The sequence below is a fragment of the Cupriavidus sp. 96C5-1 genome, from assembly GCF_057798855.1.
This window is the reverse complement of the sequence record NZ_JBYOJU010000006.1, coordinates 106,693-121,542: the sequence shown is the minus strand read 5'-3', so window position 1 is coordinate 121,542 and position 14,850 is coordinate 106,693. Positions and strand designations below refer to the sequence as shown.

Sequence of the window (14,850 nt, the reverse complement as noted above, 5' to 3'; positions counted from 1 at the left end):
TCAGAGCGAGTCCAGCATCCCCGGCAACGCCTTCAGGAAGGCCTCGCGAGCGCGCGGCCCGGCGTAGGTGGACTCTTTCCGCTCATCCTGGATCAGGCGGGCAAAGACCACGTTCCGGCCATCCTTTTCCGCCCAGCCGACAAACCAGCCATACGAGCGGCTCCAGTCACCGGACCCATTGGCCAGTGTCGGCGCGCCGGTGCCCGTCTTGCCGTGAACGGCCCAGCCGTTCGGCAGCATGCCGATCGCCGTGATGCGGCCGGTCATGTCATAGGCATGCGCGCTGACGGGCAGCTTGCGATTCACCACCTTTTCCAGGAAGGCAATCTGCTCCAGCGGGGAGATCTTCAGCGATGAGCCGAGCCATGCGCGCGTCAACCCGTTGTGCTTGCCGGGATCTCCGGAAACGTCGCCGTTGCCGTATTGAAACTCGCTCACATAGTGGCGGAAGCGCGCCTCGCCAAGCCGTTGCGTCAATTGCTGCGAGTACCAGACGACCGAGTTCTTCATCCAGCCTTGCGGATCCGTGGTGACGCGCTTGGCGGGGTCGCTCTCCCGATACGCGTCGCGAAACGGCAGCGCCGGCGCGTGTTCATCCACCAGAAGCCCGGAATCGAAGCCCATCAGGCTGATCGGGACCTTGAACGTCGATGCCGCGGTCACGCGTTTGCCGCAGGCACCTTCCTGTTTCAGGAGCTTGCCGCTGGCGGCGTCGGCCAACACCGTGCACACCACGACTTCCGCACGGGCCGCCGGGACGGATAGCGCCGCGCACGCTGCGGCGAAGATTGCGATTCGCTTCAAGATTATCTCCATCATTCTTGGTAGCTATGGGTGCCCCCGGATGCAGCCGTCGCTGCAAAGGGGGACGGGCCCGCCCTGCCGGTGACGCGCCGGGGCGCGCACCATGGGCAGGAGCGGACGGGATTGCTGGCCAGGCCTGGCAGACGAAGCGGAGCATAGGAGCGCGGCGGCCCGGCGCCAAGCCCGCCAGCCGTAACCTGCGTAACACAGCACCTTCACCGCACCTTCACCGCACCCTTGATGGTATCTTCCGCGACACGCCACCCCGCCCTGTCCAGCCCAAACGCATGCGCCAGCCCTCGCTCACCATCGAGTTGTCCGCCCCCTATAGCGTCAATGGCGAGCCGGCGCGCTACCAGAGCCTGTGGTTGCTCGCCGCCGTCTGCCTGGCCACGCGCAGCGGCGAAGCCGGCCTGCCGGCGGTGCGTTTGCAGACCCGCTTCCCCGATACCGCCAATATCCGCATGCTGGTCTCGCGCGCCTTCGCGGATTTCGCGCGCTGGGAACTGCCCGTGGGCTGGGGACCGGATCGCACCCTGGCGCCGGCCTGGCTGAACCCGGCGGGCCGCAGCCGTGGCCCATTCTGGATCGCGCCGGCGGCCTGCAAGCGGATACGCTTCACCATCGGCGGACGCCGTGTCGGCGACGAGGCGCTGGCGCGCTTCGCCGGCCTGCCCGCGCCGGGTGCCGGAGGCATGGCCGGAGCCGCCGCCAGCCCTGCCACGAAACGCGGCGCGGAACGCCTCGCGAAAAACGCCTCGGCACACACGGCAGATCGTCAGCGCCACGCCAGCCCCGGGGTGGCTTACGCCATGCGGGACATCCGTTACTGGAGCCACCTGACCCAGGCCATGCGCGGCATGCAGGACGGCGTGGGCGGCGCGGCCAGCAACGGCGTGGCGGACGCCCTGCACGCCGCGCAGCGCTGCGCCACCGACGATTTCCAGCATGCGTTCGCCCTGCTAAAGGAAAGCCTGGCCTGGCGGCGCAGCGACGACCTGGCACGCAGCCGCGCGGCGCTGAAGCGCTTCGGCCGCATCGTCGGCACCGGCACCGTGGATACCGCCCTGCCCACCTTCGGCGCGATGGCACGGGTGGTGCGCGCCTGGGAGCGCTATGCCGCCAACCAGATGGAAGCCGCGCAGGCCGAGCTGGAAAGCCTCGCTGCCGATCCCGCGCTGCAGCCAGTGGTGCGCTACAACCCGCGCGTGCGCTTCGAAACCCTCAACCTGGGCGCGCTGATCCACAAGAGCGTGGCGATCCGCGACATGGCCATGCAGCCGGAGGCAGCCCGACGGGCCGCCGAAGCCGCCGTGGAAGGCTTCTCCGGCGCCCTGCAGGCCGCTTACGAGGCGGACTCCGTCGATGCCGCGCAGCACGTCGCGGCCAACCTGGGCCTGTGCCTGTGGCTGTTCTGGAGCCACGCCCTGATCGACCCCGCGCGCGCCTGGTCCGAGGGCCAGGTGCAGCGTCAGGCGGTACGCTGGCTTGGCTTGTCGGAATGGATCTGCGACCGCTTCGGCGTAGGGGGCGGCTCGGCATGGAACATCATCTTCCTGCTGCGCATCGCGCGCGGCAACTGCACGCCAGCCGGCTGCGGCACGCTCAAGGCCTTCCGCAAGCAGCGGCCGCTGGCGCTGGACGAAGCGGTGGACGCGCTGCGCCCCTTCCACGCGCCCTTTGCCCGCGCCAAGGGTTTTATCAGCTGGTCGTCGCTGGCCGGTTTCGCGCTGGAAGAGCACGATGCCGGCCACGTGCACTATGGCGCCCTGCAACTCGCCAACCTGCTGCTGGAAGCCAGCTGGTTCCACACCTTCGAGCGCGGCGCCACACCCGCCGCGTTTGCCACGGTGGAACGCCTGGCAGGGCTGCTGGGCAAGCTGCGGCCGGCGGAGCGCCGTTTCTTCCTCGCGGCCATCACCGCATTGCCGCGCGAGCTGCAACTGGCGGCGGCGGAAGCCATGCGGGGCGCGCCACGCGCCACCCGCGCCATGCCAAAGTGACACATAATCGTCATCTCGTGGAAACATCCCATCCGTATATTCCTGCCCGCCAACAGGGAGAAACAACAATGGGCAACCACAAAGCGAAGCGGCACGCCGGACCGGCGGCACGCCTCGGTATCGGCGCCATCCTGGCCATGCTGGGCACCGCGGCCGTACTGCATGGCTGCGGCAGCGACAGCACCGACACGACTGCGGCGCCGGCCGGCGACGCCGCCAGCGCCAGCGCCAACATCCAGACCGCATGGGTGGAGATCGGCGACAGCAACCAGGCCATCGCCCGCGTAGTCACCAGCTATGCCGCACCGACCGCCGCCGCCGGCAGCGCGCTGCCGTCCAACTCCGTTTGCCCGTTGCTCACCGTGGACGGCGTGCAGCAGCGCATGGCGCTGCGCGTGGGCGCCGGCACGGTGCCGCTGCGCACCACCGCCAGCGATCCGTCCGATTCCAAGCCATCGGCATTTCCGGTCTCGGTATGTGAAGCCACCTTGCCGGCTGGCGCCGCGCAGGCCAGCGTAGCCGGCCAAACGCTGCCGCTGCCCAAGGCCCAGCCGCAACGCGTGCTGGTGCTGGCCGATACCGGCTGCCGCCTGAAGAAATCGGGCAACGCCTACCAGCCCTGCAGCGACACCACGGCCTGGCCGTTCGCCTCGCTTGCCGCCACCGCCGCCGGCATGAACCCCGACCTGGTGCTGCATATCGGTGACTACCATTACCGCGAAAACCTGTGCCCGCCGGATATCGCCGGCTGCCAGGGCAGCCCGTGGGGCTATGGCTGGGACGCCTGGCAGGCCGACCTCTTCAAGCCCGCCGCTCCGCTGCTGGCCAAGGCGCCGTGGGTGGTGGTGCGCGGCAATCACGAAGAATGCGCGCGCGCGGGCCAGGGCTGGTTCCGCTTCCTCGATCCGCGCCCTTACGCGAGTACGAGTTCGTGCGACAACCCCGCCAACGACGCCATCGCCAACTACACCGAGCCCTATGCGGTAGCACTGGGCACCGGCTCGCAGGTCATCGTGTTCGACTCGGCCAAGGCCGGCGCCACGGCGCTGCAAGCCACTGACGCGCAGTTCCTGGCCTACCAGAAGCAATTCCAGACGGTAGGCTGGCTGGCCAGCAAGCCCGGCATGAGCACCAGCATCTTCATCAATCACCACCCCATCCTGGCCTTCGCGCCGGCCGCGGGCAGCACCCCCGCCCCGGGCAACCTGGCGCTACGATCGGTCATGGACAACCTCAATGCCAAGGCCTACTATCCGCCCGGCGTGCAAGTCGCGCTGCACGGCCACGTGCATGACTTCCAGGCCATCAACTTCGCCTCCGGCCACCCGGCCACCATTGTCTCCGGCAACGGCGGCGACAACCTGGACGTTGCGCTGCCCGATCCGCTGCCGGCCGGCATGGTTCCCGCACCCGGCACCGTCATCGACAAGATCAGCCACTTCAACAGCTTCGGCTTCGTGATGATGGAGCGCAACGCATCGCCCGCCACCGGCTGGACCTTCAAGGCTTACAGCACGGCCGGCAAGCTGATCGCCACCTGCGTGCAGACCGGCAACACGCTGAGCTGCGACAAGACGGGCCTCCTGACGCCGTGACCTTGGCCATGCGCGCCGCCTCCCCGGCGGCGGGGCCTGCCGTGCGGCGGGCTCCAGGTACCGCGATGGCGGCGGTGGCGGGCGGGTTCGCCGCCGCCGCCGTTCTCGTTTGCGCCGGGACCGCCGCCCTGGCGGCGGTCCCGGCCGGCGTGGTGCTGATGCCCGGCGCTCCCCCGGCGGGCGTGGTGAACATCGTCGGCAACGGCACCCCGAACGCCGCCGTCAAGGTAGACCCCGCCACCGCCGTATTCCGCCCCGATGCGGCACTGGCCGCGCTGGGCAAGCGCATCTTCTTCGATACGCGCCTGTCCGAGCCGCGCGGCATGTCCTGCGCCGGCTGCCACGACCCGGCGCGCGCCTTCGCGCCAACGCTGTCACCCGCATCGCTGGCCGGCCCGCACGTGCCCGAGGGCAGCCGGCCCGGGCGATTCAGCCTGCGCAATGCGCCCTCGCTGCTGTACGTGCGCTACGTGCCGCGCCGGCACTTCTACCAGGACGATGACGCGCCCTATCCCTCGCCCTTCGGTGGCCTGTTCGCCGACGGCCGCGCCGACACCCTGGCCGAGCAGGCGCGCGGTCCCTTGTTCGACCCGAACGAGATGAACAACGGCACCCCTGCCAGCCTGCTGCGCAAGGTCGACGGTACCGAGCTGGCCCCCGCGCTGGCGGCGCGCTTCGGTCCCGCCGTGCGGACCGATCCCGAGCAGATGGTGCTGGCGCTTGGCAAGGCCCTGGAGGCCTATCTGCAGAGCGACGAGATGGCGCCCTTCCGTTCCCGTTTCGACGACTACCTGCGCCGCCGCACGCCGCTTTCGACGGCGGAAACGCGCGGCCTGGCCTTGTTCAAGAATCCGGACAAGGGCAACTGCATGAGCTGCCACACGCTGTCGGACACCGCCAGCCGGCCCGAGCGCTCGCTCTTCACGGATTTTGGCTATGACGCCATCGCCGTGCCCCGCAACCGTGCCCTGGCCGCCAACCGCGACCCCAGGCATTTCGACAACGGCTTGTGCGATACCGCCCGCCGCCTGCGCTGGCCCGAGCCGGCGCAATGGTGCGGCTACATCCGCACGCCCGGGCTGCGCAATGTCGCGGTAAGGCAGAGTTTCATGCACAACGGCGTGTTCACCACGCTGCGCGATGCGGTGGCGTTCTACAACACGCGCTCCACCGACCCGGGCAAGTGGTATCGCGGCGGCAAGACGTTCGATGACGTGCCGGCGGCCTACCGGGGCAATATCAATGTCAACTCGACGCCGATGAACCGGCGGCCGGGGCTGGCGCCGGCACTGACGGAAAGCGAGATCGACGATATCGTGGCCTTCCTGCGCACGCTGACCGATGCGCCCTACGCCGGTCTCATGCCGGGTGCCAGCGCCGGTCGGCCCTAGCGCTGGCGCGCGAGCCTCACTGCGCCGCGCAGACGGCGTCCGCCTCAAACCCGCGGAAGACCTGTTGCGTAGGATCGGGCACGCGCACGATCGTGCCCGCTTCCCCCTGCACCAGGCGCAGCACCTGCCCCGCGCAATGCTTTGCGGCGGCATTGCGCAGGTAGCGGAGCTCGTACTGCCAGCCCGGCAGCGGCACGAAAGACACCCCGATCGCGCATCGATAGGGCTGATCGCCGGCAGCCGAAACCGCCGCGGCAGTGAGGTAGATACGGTGGCTGGCCACCAGCCACCGCTCGCGCGTGCGGCTGGGAGGCTCGGGCGACTGCCCCGACATCCCCAGGTCCGCTTCCTTGCCCAGCGCCGTCATCTGCCGCCCCGTCGCAGCCAGCAGGGCAGGCTTGGGCGGCCTGGGGCACTGGTCCGCATCCACCACGCTGAAAGTGGTGTTGTCATCGGTATTGGTCACCAGCCGCACGCGGGCAGCGGGCGTGCCGGTCTCGACCCGGTAGTGCGAGACGCAGCCACCCAGCGCGAACGCCGCGAGCGAGGCCGCGCCGAGCGGGATGGCAGCTTTGCAGACTTTCGACATGGCAGTGCGGGAAAGTAGGCTATCGCCAGAGGATACGCGCGTTGCCGTGCCTTGCGCTGCTGGGGAATGTCCGCGGCGCGATGCCCTCCGGACCGGCAAACAGGCATGGCAATGGGAACGCCAGGCCCGCTCCCGTGCGCGGACCGCCGGCAAGCTGGCCGTGCCTGGGCAGCGCGCCACAAAGGAGACACCCGCGATAAGATGGTCGCCGCGGTCAGCCCGATCGTGCCCGACGGATCCCGATATGCAGCCCTCCTCCCTTGCCGATGCATGGCCTACCATCCGCGACGTCATCGAGCGCGGACAGCGATCCTCCCTGTACTGCGCGCTGGCCAGCGTGGGAGCGGACGGCATGCCCACGGTCACCCCCATCGGCACGGTCTTCCCGCGCGCGGACCAGACCGCCTTCTTCTTCGACCGCTACACCAGCACGCTGGCCGCCAACCTCGCGCATAGCGACCGGGTCTGCCTGATGGCAGTCGACTCCGGCAAGGGCTTCTGGTTTCGCTCGCTGCTGGCCGGCCGCTTTCGCCAGCCTCCGGGCGTGCGTCTCTATGGCACCGTGGGTCCGTTACGCCCGGCAACGCAGGCCGAGTTGCAGCAAATCGAAGCCCGCGTGAAAGGCTCGCGCTGGCTGAAGGGGACGCGGATGCTCTGGTCGAGCTTCACCCATGTGCGGGACATCCGGTTCACTGCCTTCAGGCCGGTGGCTTACCCGGTGATGATGGATGGGCTTTGGGAGAAGCAGGCCTAGCGGCCAGGAAGGGCGATGCGATTGCCCGGCCGAAGCCCGTCTTCGCTACAGCCAAATTGACATCGGATTGGATCGGACATAGGCTCCATCGAGCCATCGGCCTGTCCTGCGCACCGATACACAGGATTAAAACAAGAACAAGAACAAGAACAAGAACAAGACAAGCACAAGACAAGACAAGACAAGAACAACAATACAGAACGAGACATCCCCCGTGCCTCCCCGCCTGACCGATCTCCGCCCCGTCCTGCCGATCCTGCTCGGCGCCTCCGTCATGCTGAGCCTGGCCATGGGCCTGCGGCAGAGCCTCGGCATCTTCATGCCCCCGCTGACCAGGGACATCGGCATCTCGGTGTCCGACTTCACCATTGCCATTGCCGTGCAGAACCTGGCCTGGGGCCTGCTCCAGCCGATGGCCGGCGCGTGGGCCGCGCGGGCGGGCTTCCGGCCGCTGATGATGAGCGGCTCGCTGCTCTATGTGCTTGGCCTGGTGCTGCTGGCCACCGCACACGGCATGGCGGGCGTTACGCTCGGCGCCGGCGTGGCGATCGGCGCGTCGATGGCTTGCACCGGCAGCGCCATTTCCATGGCGGTGGCGGCGCGGCCGGTACCGGCCGCGCTGCGCAGCACGGTGCTCGGCATCGTGTCGGGCGCGGGTTCGCTCGGCGCGCTGGTGGCGGCGCCGATCGGACAGGTGGTGGCGCAATCCTACGGCTGGCGCGTGGGGCTGGCGGCCTTTATCGTGCTGGCGCTGGTCATGCTCCCGGCCGCCTGGTTCGCGGGCCGCGTGGATCGCCTGCCGCTGCCCACGCCGCCCGGCGGCGTGCAGCAGAACGCGCGCGAGGCGCTCGGCACGGCCTTGCGCCACACGCCGTTCATTGTCATGGGCGCCGCGTATTTCGTCTGCGGCATGCAGCTGGTTTTCCTCACCACGCATTTGCCTTCCTATCTCGATATCTGCGGCATGGATCCCATGCTCAGCGCCAAGGCGCTCGGCGTGATCGGCGGCTTCAATGTGCTGGGCAGCCTGTTCTTCGGCTGGGCCGGCGGCCGCGTCAACAAGCTTCTGCTGCTCGGCGGCATCTATACGGTCCGTTCGCTGGCGCTGACGTGGTACTTCTCGTCGGCGCCAACGCCCGGCAGCACCCTGGTGTTCGCGGCAGTGATGGGCTTCCTGTGGCTGGGCGTGGCACCGCTGGTGGCCGGGTGGATCGCCGAGACCTTCGGCTTGCGCTGGCAGGCAATGCTCGGCGGCGTGGCATTCTTCAGCCACCAGATCGGCAGCTTCGCCGGTGCCTTTGGCGGCGGCCTGGTCTACGATGCGCTGGGCTCCTATACGCTGGCCTGGCAGGTTGGCGTGGCGCTGGGGCTGGCCGCGGGGCTGGCGCAGATCGCCTTCGCGGTCGCTGCCCGCCCGCGGCCGCCGCAGGTGGCGGCGACGTAGGGAGCAATATGCGCTGAGCGCGCCCGCGGCGATGCCGGGAACGGTTAGCATGACGCATGCGCAAGGGAGCGCTCTGGCGCATCCCCATCCAACGCAAGCAAGGAGGTAACATCATGGCTCTGACGCTGCACTACCATCCGCTGTCCTCGTTCTGTCACAAGGTGCTGATCGCGCTCTACGAGAACGGGGCGCCGTTCGCCACCCATCTCGTCGACCTGGGCGACGAGGATTCCCGCTCGGCATTCCTCGAGCTTTGGCCCATCGGCAAGATGCCGGTCCTGCGCGACGACGAGCGCGGCCAGACGATCCCCGAATCCACCATCATCATCGAGTACCTGGAGCAGCACTACCCGGGCGCGCATGCCCTCTTGCCTGGCACGCAGGACGAGCGCCGCGAAGTGCGCCTGCGCGACCGTATCTTCGACCTGTATGTGCATCTTCCGATGCAAAAGATCGTGGGCGACCGGCTGCGCACGGAAAGGGAACGCGACCCGCGCGGCGTCGCCGATGCGCAGGCCGCCCTGCTTGCCGCCTACGCCATGCTCGACCGCCACATGGCGGACAAGCGCTGGGCGGCGGGCGAGCGTTTCACCCTGGCCGACTGCGCTGCCGCGCCCGCGCTCTTCTATGCGGCCATTGCGGTGCCGATCCCGCAAACCCACACGCATCTCTCGGCCTACGCTGAGCGCTTGCTGAACCGCCCGTCGGTCGGGCGGGTCATTGCCGAAGCCCGGCCCTACTTTCACATGTTCCCGCTGCGCGAGGCGATCCCGGCGCGCTTTCTCCGCGACGAGCCCCCGCTCGCGTGAGCGGCGGCGCTTTGGCTATCCGGCAGGCCGCCCGCCAACGGCACTGCCGGCCACGTGCCGTCCACCCCACCAGGCCACGGGAAGCCGCGCTTTTGCTTTTCCTAAAGGCGGGATAAAGCCGGAATGGTCCTGCTGCTCCCCGCTTTGATCTCCCTCCCCGCTGCTTAAGATTCCCTCCGTCGGAACCAGCCGCGGATTGCGGCCCTGCCGACCCCTTTCAGCGCCCCCAAATCAGTCCTCGCCGCCCCACGCGCTTCCCCCGCGTGGGGTGTTTTTTTTGCGCGCGTGCCTGCCACCGTGGCAGGCACGCCAAGAGAACGGCGTCGCGAAAGGTCAGGATATCCGCCGCCGCTCAGCCCTGCGGCTGCCAGCACGCGGCTTCGGCCACAAGCGCATCGATCAACGCCGCCAGCGGCGCGCGCTTCAGCGCCGACTGCCGGACCAGCACCCCGATCTCGCGAAAGACCGGCTGCCCCGGCAAGGGGATCACCTCGACATTCGGCGTTGCCCCCAGCGGCACCAGTTCGGCGGGAATGATCGCGCAGCCCAGCCCCTCGCCAACCATCTGCAGGATGACCGCGGGCTCGTCCAGTTCCATGCTCTCATCCACCCACAGCCGGTGCCGCCGGAGATAGCGGTCCACCAGCTGGCCGCCCATGGAATGCCGGTTGTAGCGGATGAAGGGCAGTGCCGCCAACAGCGTCTTCAGCTCGCGCGGGGATCCGGAGGGCGCGATGCCGACAAAGCGCTCCCGCATCAGCGGCACCCATTTCAGCTCCTGGGGAATGCCAAGCCTGGGCTTGATCAGCACCGCCACGTCGAGTTCGCGGGCATCCACCTGGGTCAGCAACTGGGTGGACATGCCGGGAACGATATTGACGTGGGTCTTGGGAAAACCGGTGCGGAAACGCTTCATCGCCTTGGGCAGCAGGGTGGCCTGCACGGTCGAGACCGCGCCCAGATCCAGCGGCGCGGTATCGGAGGCGACGTGCGCGCGGCCCTTCATCGATGCATAGAGCTCGACGAAACGGACCGCCTCCGGCAGCAGCTTGCGGCCCTCTTCGCTCAGCGTGACCGATTTGCCCGCGCGATCGAACAAAGTGCATCCCAGGTCTTCCTCCAGCCGGCGTATCTGGGTGCTCACGGCGGACTGCGTCAGGGCAAGCCGCGCGCCGGCAGCGGAAAACGAAGCGGTCTCCGCTGCCACAAGGAAGGTACGGAAGTAGCGAATCAACTGTCGTCCATCGTCTATCGGTTCATCCAGCGGATCCTCTCATCGAATGGCTTATCGAAATATTCGATGCTTAGGGCAGAAATCATTCGTTTCATATTACGGCTTCTGCTGACTACAATCAATGCGCGCGCCACCAGGCGTCGATCTGCAATCCCGCCCCTCAAAAGAGCCGCCCCATGAACGCAACTCCGCTGTTTCACCTGGCATTCCCCGTTAACGACCTGAGCGAGGCCCGCCGCTTCTATGGCGAATTGCTGGGTTGCCCCGAAGGCCGCAGTTCCGAGGCCTGGATCGACTTCAACTTCTATGGCCATCAGGTGGTGGCCCACCTTGCGCCGGAAGAATGCGGCCATCGCGCGACCAGCGCCGTCGATGGCGACGAGGTGCCGGTGCGGCACTTCGGTGCCATCCTGCCGATGCAAGCGTGGGAAGCCCTGGCGGACAAGCTGCGCGCCGCCGGTACGAAATTCGTGATCGAGCCGCATGTGCGCTTCAAGGGACAGGTCGGCGAGCAGGCGACCATGTTCTTCCTCGACCCGTCGGGCAACGCCCTGGAATTCAAGGCATTTGGCGACCTCAGCCAGGTCTTCGCCAAGTAATCCCCCGCATGCACGAATACATGGAGATAGGCCCAGACATGACCGAATTCGTTATCCAGCCCGCCGCGCAAGCCAGTGTCGCCGTGGCTGGCAGCAGCGCCCGCTTTCCCATCCGCCGCGTGTTCTGCGTGGGCCGCAACTACGCCGCGCATGCCCGCGAGATGGGCAATGACCCGGACCGCGAAGCGCCGTTCTTCTTCACCAAGCCCGCGGATGCGGTCGTGGCCGCCGCAGCGACCGTGCCCTATCCGCCGCTGACGGAAAACCTCCACCACGAGATCGAACTGGTGGTGGCGATCGGCAAAGGTGGCGCCGACGTAACGCCGGCGCAGGCGCTGGACCTGGTCTGGGGCTACGGCGTGGGCGTGGACCTGACCCGGCGCGACCTGCAAGACACCGCCAAGAAGATGAGCCGGCCGTGGGACTGGTCCAAGAGCTTCGACGCCTCGGGCCCGTGCGGCCCGCTGCACCCGGTGACCAGCGTCGGGCATCCGGCCGAGGGCCGCATATGGCTCAAGGTCAACGGCGAGATCCGCCAGGAGGGCGACCTGAACGAGCTGATCTGGCCGGTGGCCGATGTCATTGCCTATATCTCGCAAAGCGTGACCCTCGCCCCCGGCGACCTGATCTTCACCGGCACGCCCGCCGGCGTCGGCGCGCTGCAACCCGGCGATGAAGTCACGGCAGGCGTCGAGGGCATCGGCGATATCGCCTTCCGGATCGGCAAGCGGTAACACGAACAGCGCGCAGCGCAGCCATCGCGGCGGCCTGATCGCCGCCCGGGCGTACCGGTCCCGTCCTGCCCCGATTCCGATCGGGGCAGGACGCCGGCCAGGGGACGTTTATCCTGGGATGCCCCGTCAATCGCACGGGCAATTGAAACGCGCCCTTCAAGAAGCGCTCCCGGCCGATACCGCCACTCGGCGATTCAGCAGCCGCTCAGGATCGGCCGGCGCTCGCCTCGTCCGTCTTGACGCAATGTATCCAAAGCCTATACCCTCCACGTTGTACGACAACATATAAGATACCCGTCCGCGGAAATCGGCGCCCCGCCGGGCAAGCCACGCACATTGCGCGTTTCGCAGCGTCGCGTAGAGTTGCCAGAAGGCGGGCCGATCCGGCCCCCCCGGCAGGCGCTCCCGGCGCCGCCGCCAGACGATGACCAGACAGGAGACAGTCGACATGCGCGAGAACCGGATTCGAAAAATGTGGGCAGCCGGGCAGGCCGTCGTCAACGGATGGCTGTCCATCCCCAGCGCATTCGCCGCCGAGACCATGGCTCACCAGGGCTGGGACTCCCTGACGGTGGACCTGCAGCACGGCGCGCTCGACTACCGGGACGCCCTCGCCCTGTTCACGGCCATCTCCACCACGGACACCGTGCCCGTGGCGCGGGTGCCCTGGAACGAGCCGGGCATCCTGATGAAGGTGCTCGATGCCGGCGCCTATGGCGTGATCTGCCCGATGATCAATACCCGCGAAGACGCGCAACGCTTTGTCGCCGCCACGCACTACCCGCCGCTGGGCTCGCGCAGCTTCGGGCCGATCCGCGGCTTGCTCTACGGCGGCGCCGACTATCCCGAGCGCGCCAATGACACGATCGTCACGTTCGCGATGATCGAGACCAGGCAGGGGCTCGACAACCTGGACGACATCCTCTCGGTGGAAGGGCTCGACGCGGTCTATATCGGCCCGTCGGACCTGTCGCTCTCGCTGGGTTGCCGGCCGACCTTCGACGACGTGGATCCCCCCGTTGCGGAGGCTATCGCCTATGTCGCAGCCCGCGCCAAGGCCCATGGCGTGGTCGCCGGCATCCACAACGGCGCGCCCGAAGCCGCGCTGCGGCGGATCGAGCAGGGTTTTCGCTTTGTCACGGTGGGCTCCGATGCCCGCCTGATGGCCGCGGGCGCCAAACAGGTGGTATCGCAGATGCGGGGCGGCCAGGTGCCGCCAGGGCGCGCGCCAGGCTACTGAGCCGGCCCGACGCGAATGAGGCGATCGGGAAGCCCATGTCCGCAAACAGGTTTGGCGGCGTTGGGGCGGTCTCGGCGATTGCGCATGAGAAAGCAGATTTTTCCCAAAGGCAGGCGAGTTCTTTAACGATATGCTTTTTGACTAGCCACCCTCACACCGAAACGGGCGGCCGACCACTCTTCAAGGAGCTTGCATTGCGTCCCATCGCCCGAGCCGGTCCCGAGTCTGCCAACCTCCGCGTCCGCGACACCCTGCCCGAATCCCTGCTCGTCCTCGGCCAGCTGAACGACCTCACGGCCGAACTCGCCGGCCTGGCCCACCCTGCCCGCGCCGATGCGCAACCTCGCATATCGGAGCTGATCCTGCAGATCGCGGCACTGGGTCATGACATCCACGAGCGCATCACCAACAGTTGCGCCGAACTGCAAAGCGTCAGCGCCGGGCTGGACAGCGTGCTGACGCTGGCGGAACAACAAAGCGAGAAGGCCGAGGAAGCTTACGGCCTGTACTGCCTGCTGCAGCTGCTGAAGCGGCAACTGGACGATGCCGTGGGCCCGGTGCAGCGAATGCTCTGAGCCTCCGGTCCTCAGGCCGTGGTGTTGACCAGCGCGCCGGACGTGCTGCCGCCCGAAGCCTGCAGCGCCTGCGCCAGCGCGGCGGTCGCGGTTTGCAGCGCCGCGGCCGTGCTGGCCACCTGGGCCTGCATGGCGGCCAGGGCGGAGGTTTTTGCATCGGCGCTCATATTGCTGGCTTGCAGCGACTGAAGCTGGCGCTGCTCTTCCGCCATTTGCTTCTGCAGCGTGGCAATCTGCTTCTGCAACGCCTTGACGGTGTCGGAAGCGGTACTGCTGCCACTGCTGCTCCCACTGCCGCCGCCAACGCCACCAGCCGCGCCGCCGCCCGTGGCCCCGCCGGTCGAGATCGGGGCTGAAGCCGTGCCGCCGGCCTGGGTGTCATTGGTCTCGGACTGCGACGCTTTACCGGTGGCGGCCGATCCGGAAAGCGTCACCTGCGGGGCGACTGCGCTGATGCTCGACATGTTCAGGTTATCCATTGAATGAGGGACAACCAGATCATCGGCCCGGTCCCGGAGAACTTTAGGGCATGCCTGAAAAACCGGTGCCGCGCGCTCAGCGATCGACGATCGTGCCCAGATTGACGCGCACGCGCTGGAGCAGGCCGATCAACTGCTCCCTCTCCTGCGCGCCAAGGCCGGCCAGGGCCTCCGCGGCAACCTCATCGCCGACCCGGCGTGCCTTGTCCAGCGCATTCTCCGCCTTGGGCGTCATCCGTACCACCCGTTCCCTGCGGTCTTCCGGGTTTGGCTGCCGCTCGATCCAGCCGCCCTCTTCCATCCGGTCGAGCAGGCGCCCCGCCGAGATCGGGGCGACCTCCAGCAGGTCCGCCAGACGGGCCTGGTTCACTTCGCCGTAGTGCGACAGATAGGCAAGCACGCGGCACTGCGCCCGCGTGAGATCGAGGGACGACTTCGCCAGGTCGTCGAAGCGCTTGCCGCAGAGCCGGCCAACGTCCGAGACCAGGAAGCCAAAGCGCTTTTCGAGTTTCGTTTCCATGCCGCGATTGTACAAAGATCCCCGCGCGGCCTGTCCGGCAGCGTGCATGGCATGGCTTGCCATGGCCAGGCAGCCCCGTA

General features: G+C 67.9%; 15 protein-coding genes. 10 read left to right on the top strand and 5 right to left on the bottom strand.

Going from position 1 to position 14,850, the window contains the following annotated elements; translation table 11 throughout:
* The gene (gene blaOXA / locus AC3FOF_RS10255; RefSeq protein ID WP_488726585.1) at positions 1-816 is read right to left on the bottom strand and encodes a class D beta-lactamase; all 816 of its coding nucleotides are present in this window, start codon (positions 814-816) and stop codon (positions 1-3) included.
* Between the two features lie 275 nt (positions 817-1,091).
* On the opposite strand from blaOXA, the gene AC3FOF_RS10250 reads away from it, so the two are divergent.
* The 3 genes from AC3FOF_RS10250 to AC3FOF_RS10240 all read left to right on the top strand — a co-directional run bounded on the left by AC3FOF_RS10250 (position 1,092) and on the right by AC3FOF_RS10240 (position 5,793).
* Complete coding sequence (locus AC3FOF_RS10250) at positions 1,092-2,807, top strand: hypothetical protein (RefSeq protein WP_488726524.1); 1,716 nt, start codon at positions 1,092-1,094, stop codon at positions 2,805-2,807.
* 137 nt (positions 2,808-2,944) lie between these two features.
* Entirely contained in the window at positions 2,945-4,402 is a 1,458-nt protein-coding gene (locus tag AC3FOF_RS10245; RefSeq protein WP_488726584.1) for a metallophosphoesterase, read from the top strand.
* Positions 4,403-4,467: 65 nt separating this feature from the next.
* A complete protein-coding gene (locus AC3FOF_RS10240) occupies positions 4,468-5,793 on the top strand; it encodes a cytochrome-c peroxidase (RefSeq protein WP_488726583.1) in 1,326 nt (441 codons plus the stop codon).
* A 16-nt stretch (positions 5,794-5,809) separates the two neighbouring features.
* Here AC3FOF_RS10240 and AC3FOF_RS10235 read toward each other — a convergent pair whose 3' ends face one another.
* Positions 5,810-6,382 (bottom strand): hypothetical protein, encoded by a 573-nt coding sequence (locus tag AC3FOF_RS10235; RefSeq protein ID WP_488726523.1) that lies wholly within the window; start codon positions 6,380-6,382, stop codon positions 5,810-5,812.
* 244 nt (positions 6,383-6,626) lie between these two features.
* Between AC3FOF_RS10235 and AC3FOF_RS10230 the strand changes: the two genes are divergently transcribed.
* The 3 genes from AC3FOF_RS10230 (at position 6,627) to AC3FOF_RS10220 (ending at position 9,389) form a co-directional block, all read left to right on the top strand.
* Entirely contained in the window at positions 6,627-7,136 is a 510-nt protein-coding gene (locus tag AC3FOF_RS10230; protein ID WP_017230989.1) for a pyridoxamine 5'-phosphate oxidase family protein, read from the top strand.
* A 274-nt stretch (positions 7,137-7,410) separates the two neighbouring features.
* Complete coding sequence (locus AC3FOF_RS10225) at positions 7,411-8,580, top strand: MFS transporter (protein ID WP_488726582.1); 1,170 nt, start codon at positions 7,411-7,413, stop codon at positions 8,578-8,580.
* A gap of 113 nt (positions 8,581-8,693) precedes the next feature.
* Entirely contained in the window at positions 8,694-9,389 is a 696-nt protein-coding gene (locus AC3FOF_RS10220) for a glutathione S-transferase family protein (RefSeq protein ID WP_276265538.1), read from the top strand.
* A gap of 352 nt (positions 9,390-9,741) precedes the next feature.
* Here the strand turns inward: AC3FOF_RS10220 and AC3FOF_RS10215 are convergent, their stop codons facing one another.
* Positions 9,742-10,623 carry a LysR family transcriptional regulator gene (locus AC3FOF_RS10215; protein ID WP_488726522.1) on the bottom strand — a complete coding sequence of 294 codons (882 nt, stop codon included), beginning with the start codon at positions 10,621-10,623 and terminating at the stop codon, positions 9,742-9,744.
* Positions 10,624-10,799: 176 nt separating this feature from the next.
* Here AC3FOF_RS10215 and AC3FOF_RS10210 point away from each other — a divergent pair, with 176 nt between their 5' ends.
* From AC3FOF_RS10210 to AC3FOF_RS10195, 4 genes are all read left to right on the top strand, one after another.
* Complete coding sequence (locus AC3FOF_RS10210; RefSeq protein WP_017231272.1) at positions 10,800-11,222, top strand: VOC family protein; 423 nt, start codon at positions 10,800-10,802, stop codon at positions 11,220-11,222.
* Positions 11,223-11,260: 38 nt separating this feature from the next.
* Positions 11,261-11,956 carry a fumarylacetoacetate hydrolase family protein gene (locus AC3FOF_RS10205; RefSeq protein WP_488726521.1) on the top strand — a complete coding sequence of 232 codons (696 nt, stop codon included), beginning with the start codon at positions 11,261-11,263 and terminating at the stop codon, positions 11,954-11,956.
* Positions 11,957-12,404: 448 nt separating this feature from the next.
* Positions 12,405-13,196, top strand: coding sequence for an HpcH/HpaI aldolase family protein (locus AC3FOF_RS10200; RefSeq protein ID WP_276264124.1), 792 nt, complete (start codon positions 12,405-12,407; stop codon positions 13,194-13,196).
* Positions 13,197-13,390: 194 nt separating this feature from the next.
* Positions 13,391-13,771: a DUF1484 family protein gene (locus tag AC3FOF_RS10195; RefSeq protein WP_017231275.1), complete on the top strand. Its 381-nt coding sequence runs from the start codon at positions 13,391-13,393 to the stop codon at positions 13,769-13,771.
* An 11-nt stretch (positions 13,772-13,782) separates the two neighbouring features.
* Here AC3FOF_RS10195 and AC3FOF_RS10190 read toward each other — a convergent pair whose 3' ends face one another.
* Complete coding sequence (locus AC3FOF_RS10190; protein ID WP_017231276.1) at positions 13,783-14,235, bottom strand: hypothetical protein; 453 nt, start codon at positions 14,233-14,235, stop codon at positions 13,783-13,785.
* Between the two features lie 91 nt (positions 14,236-14,326).
* On the bottom strand, positions 14,327-14,770 hold the full coding sequence (locus tag AC3FOF_RS10185) for a MarR family winged helix-turn-helix transcriptional regulator (protein WP_035819140.1): 444 nt from the start codon (positions 14,768-14,770) through the stop codon (positions 14,327-14,329).
* Between the last annotated feature and the right edge of the window lie 80 nt (positions 14,771-14,850).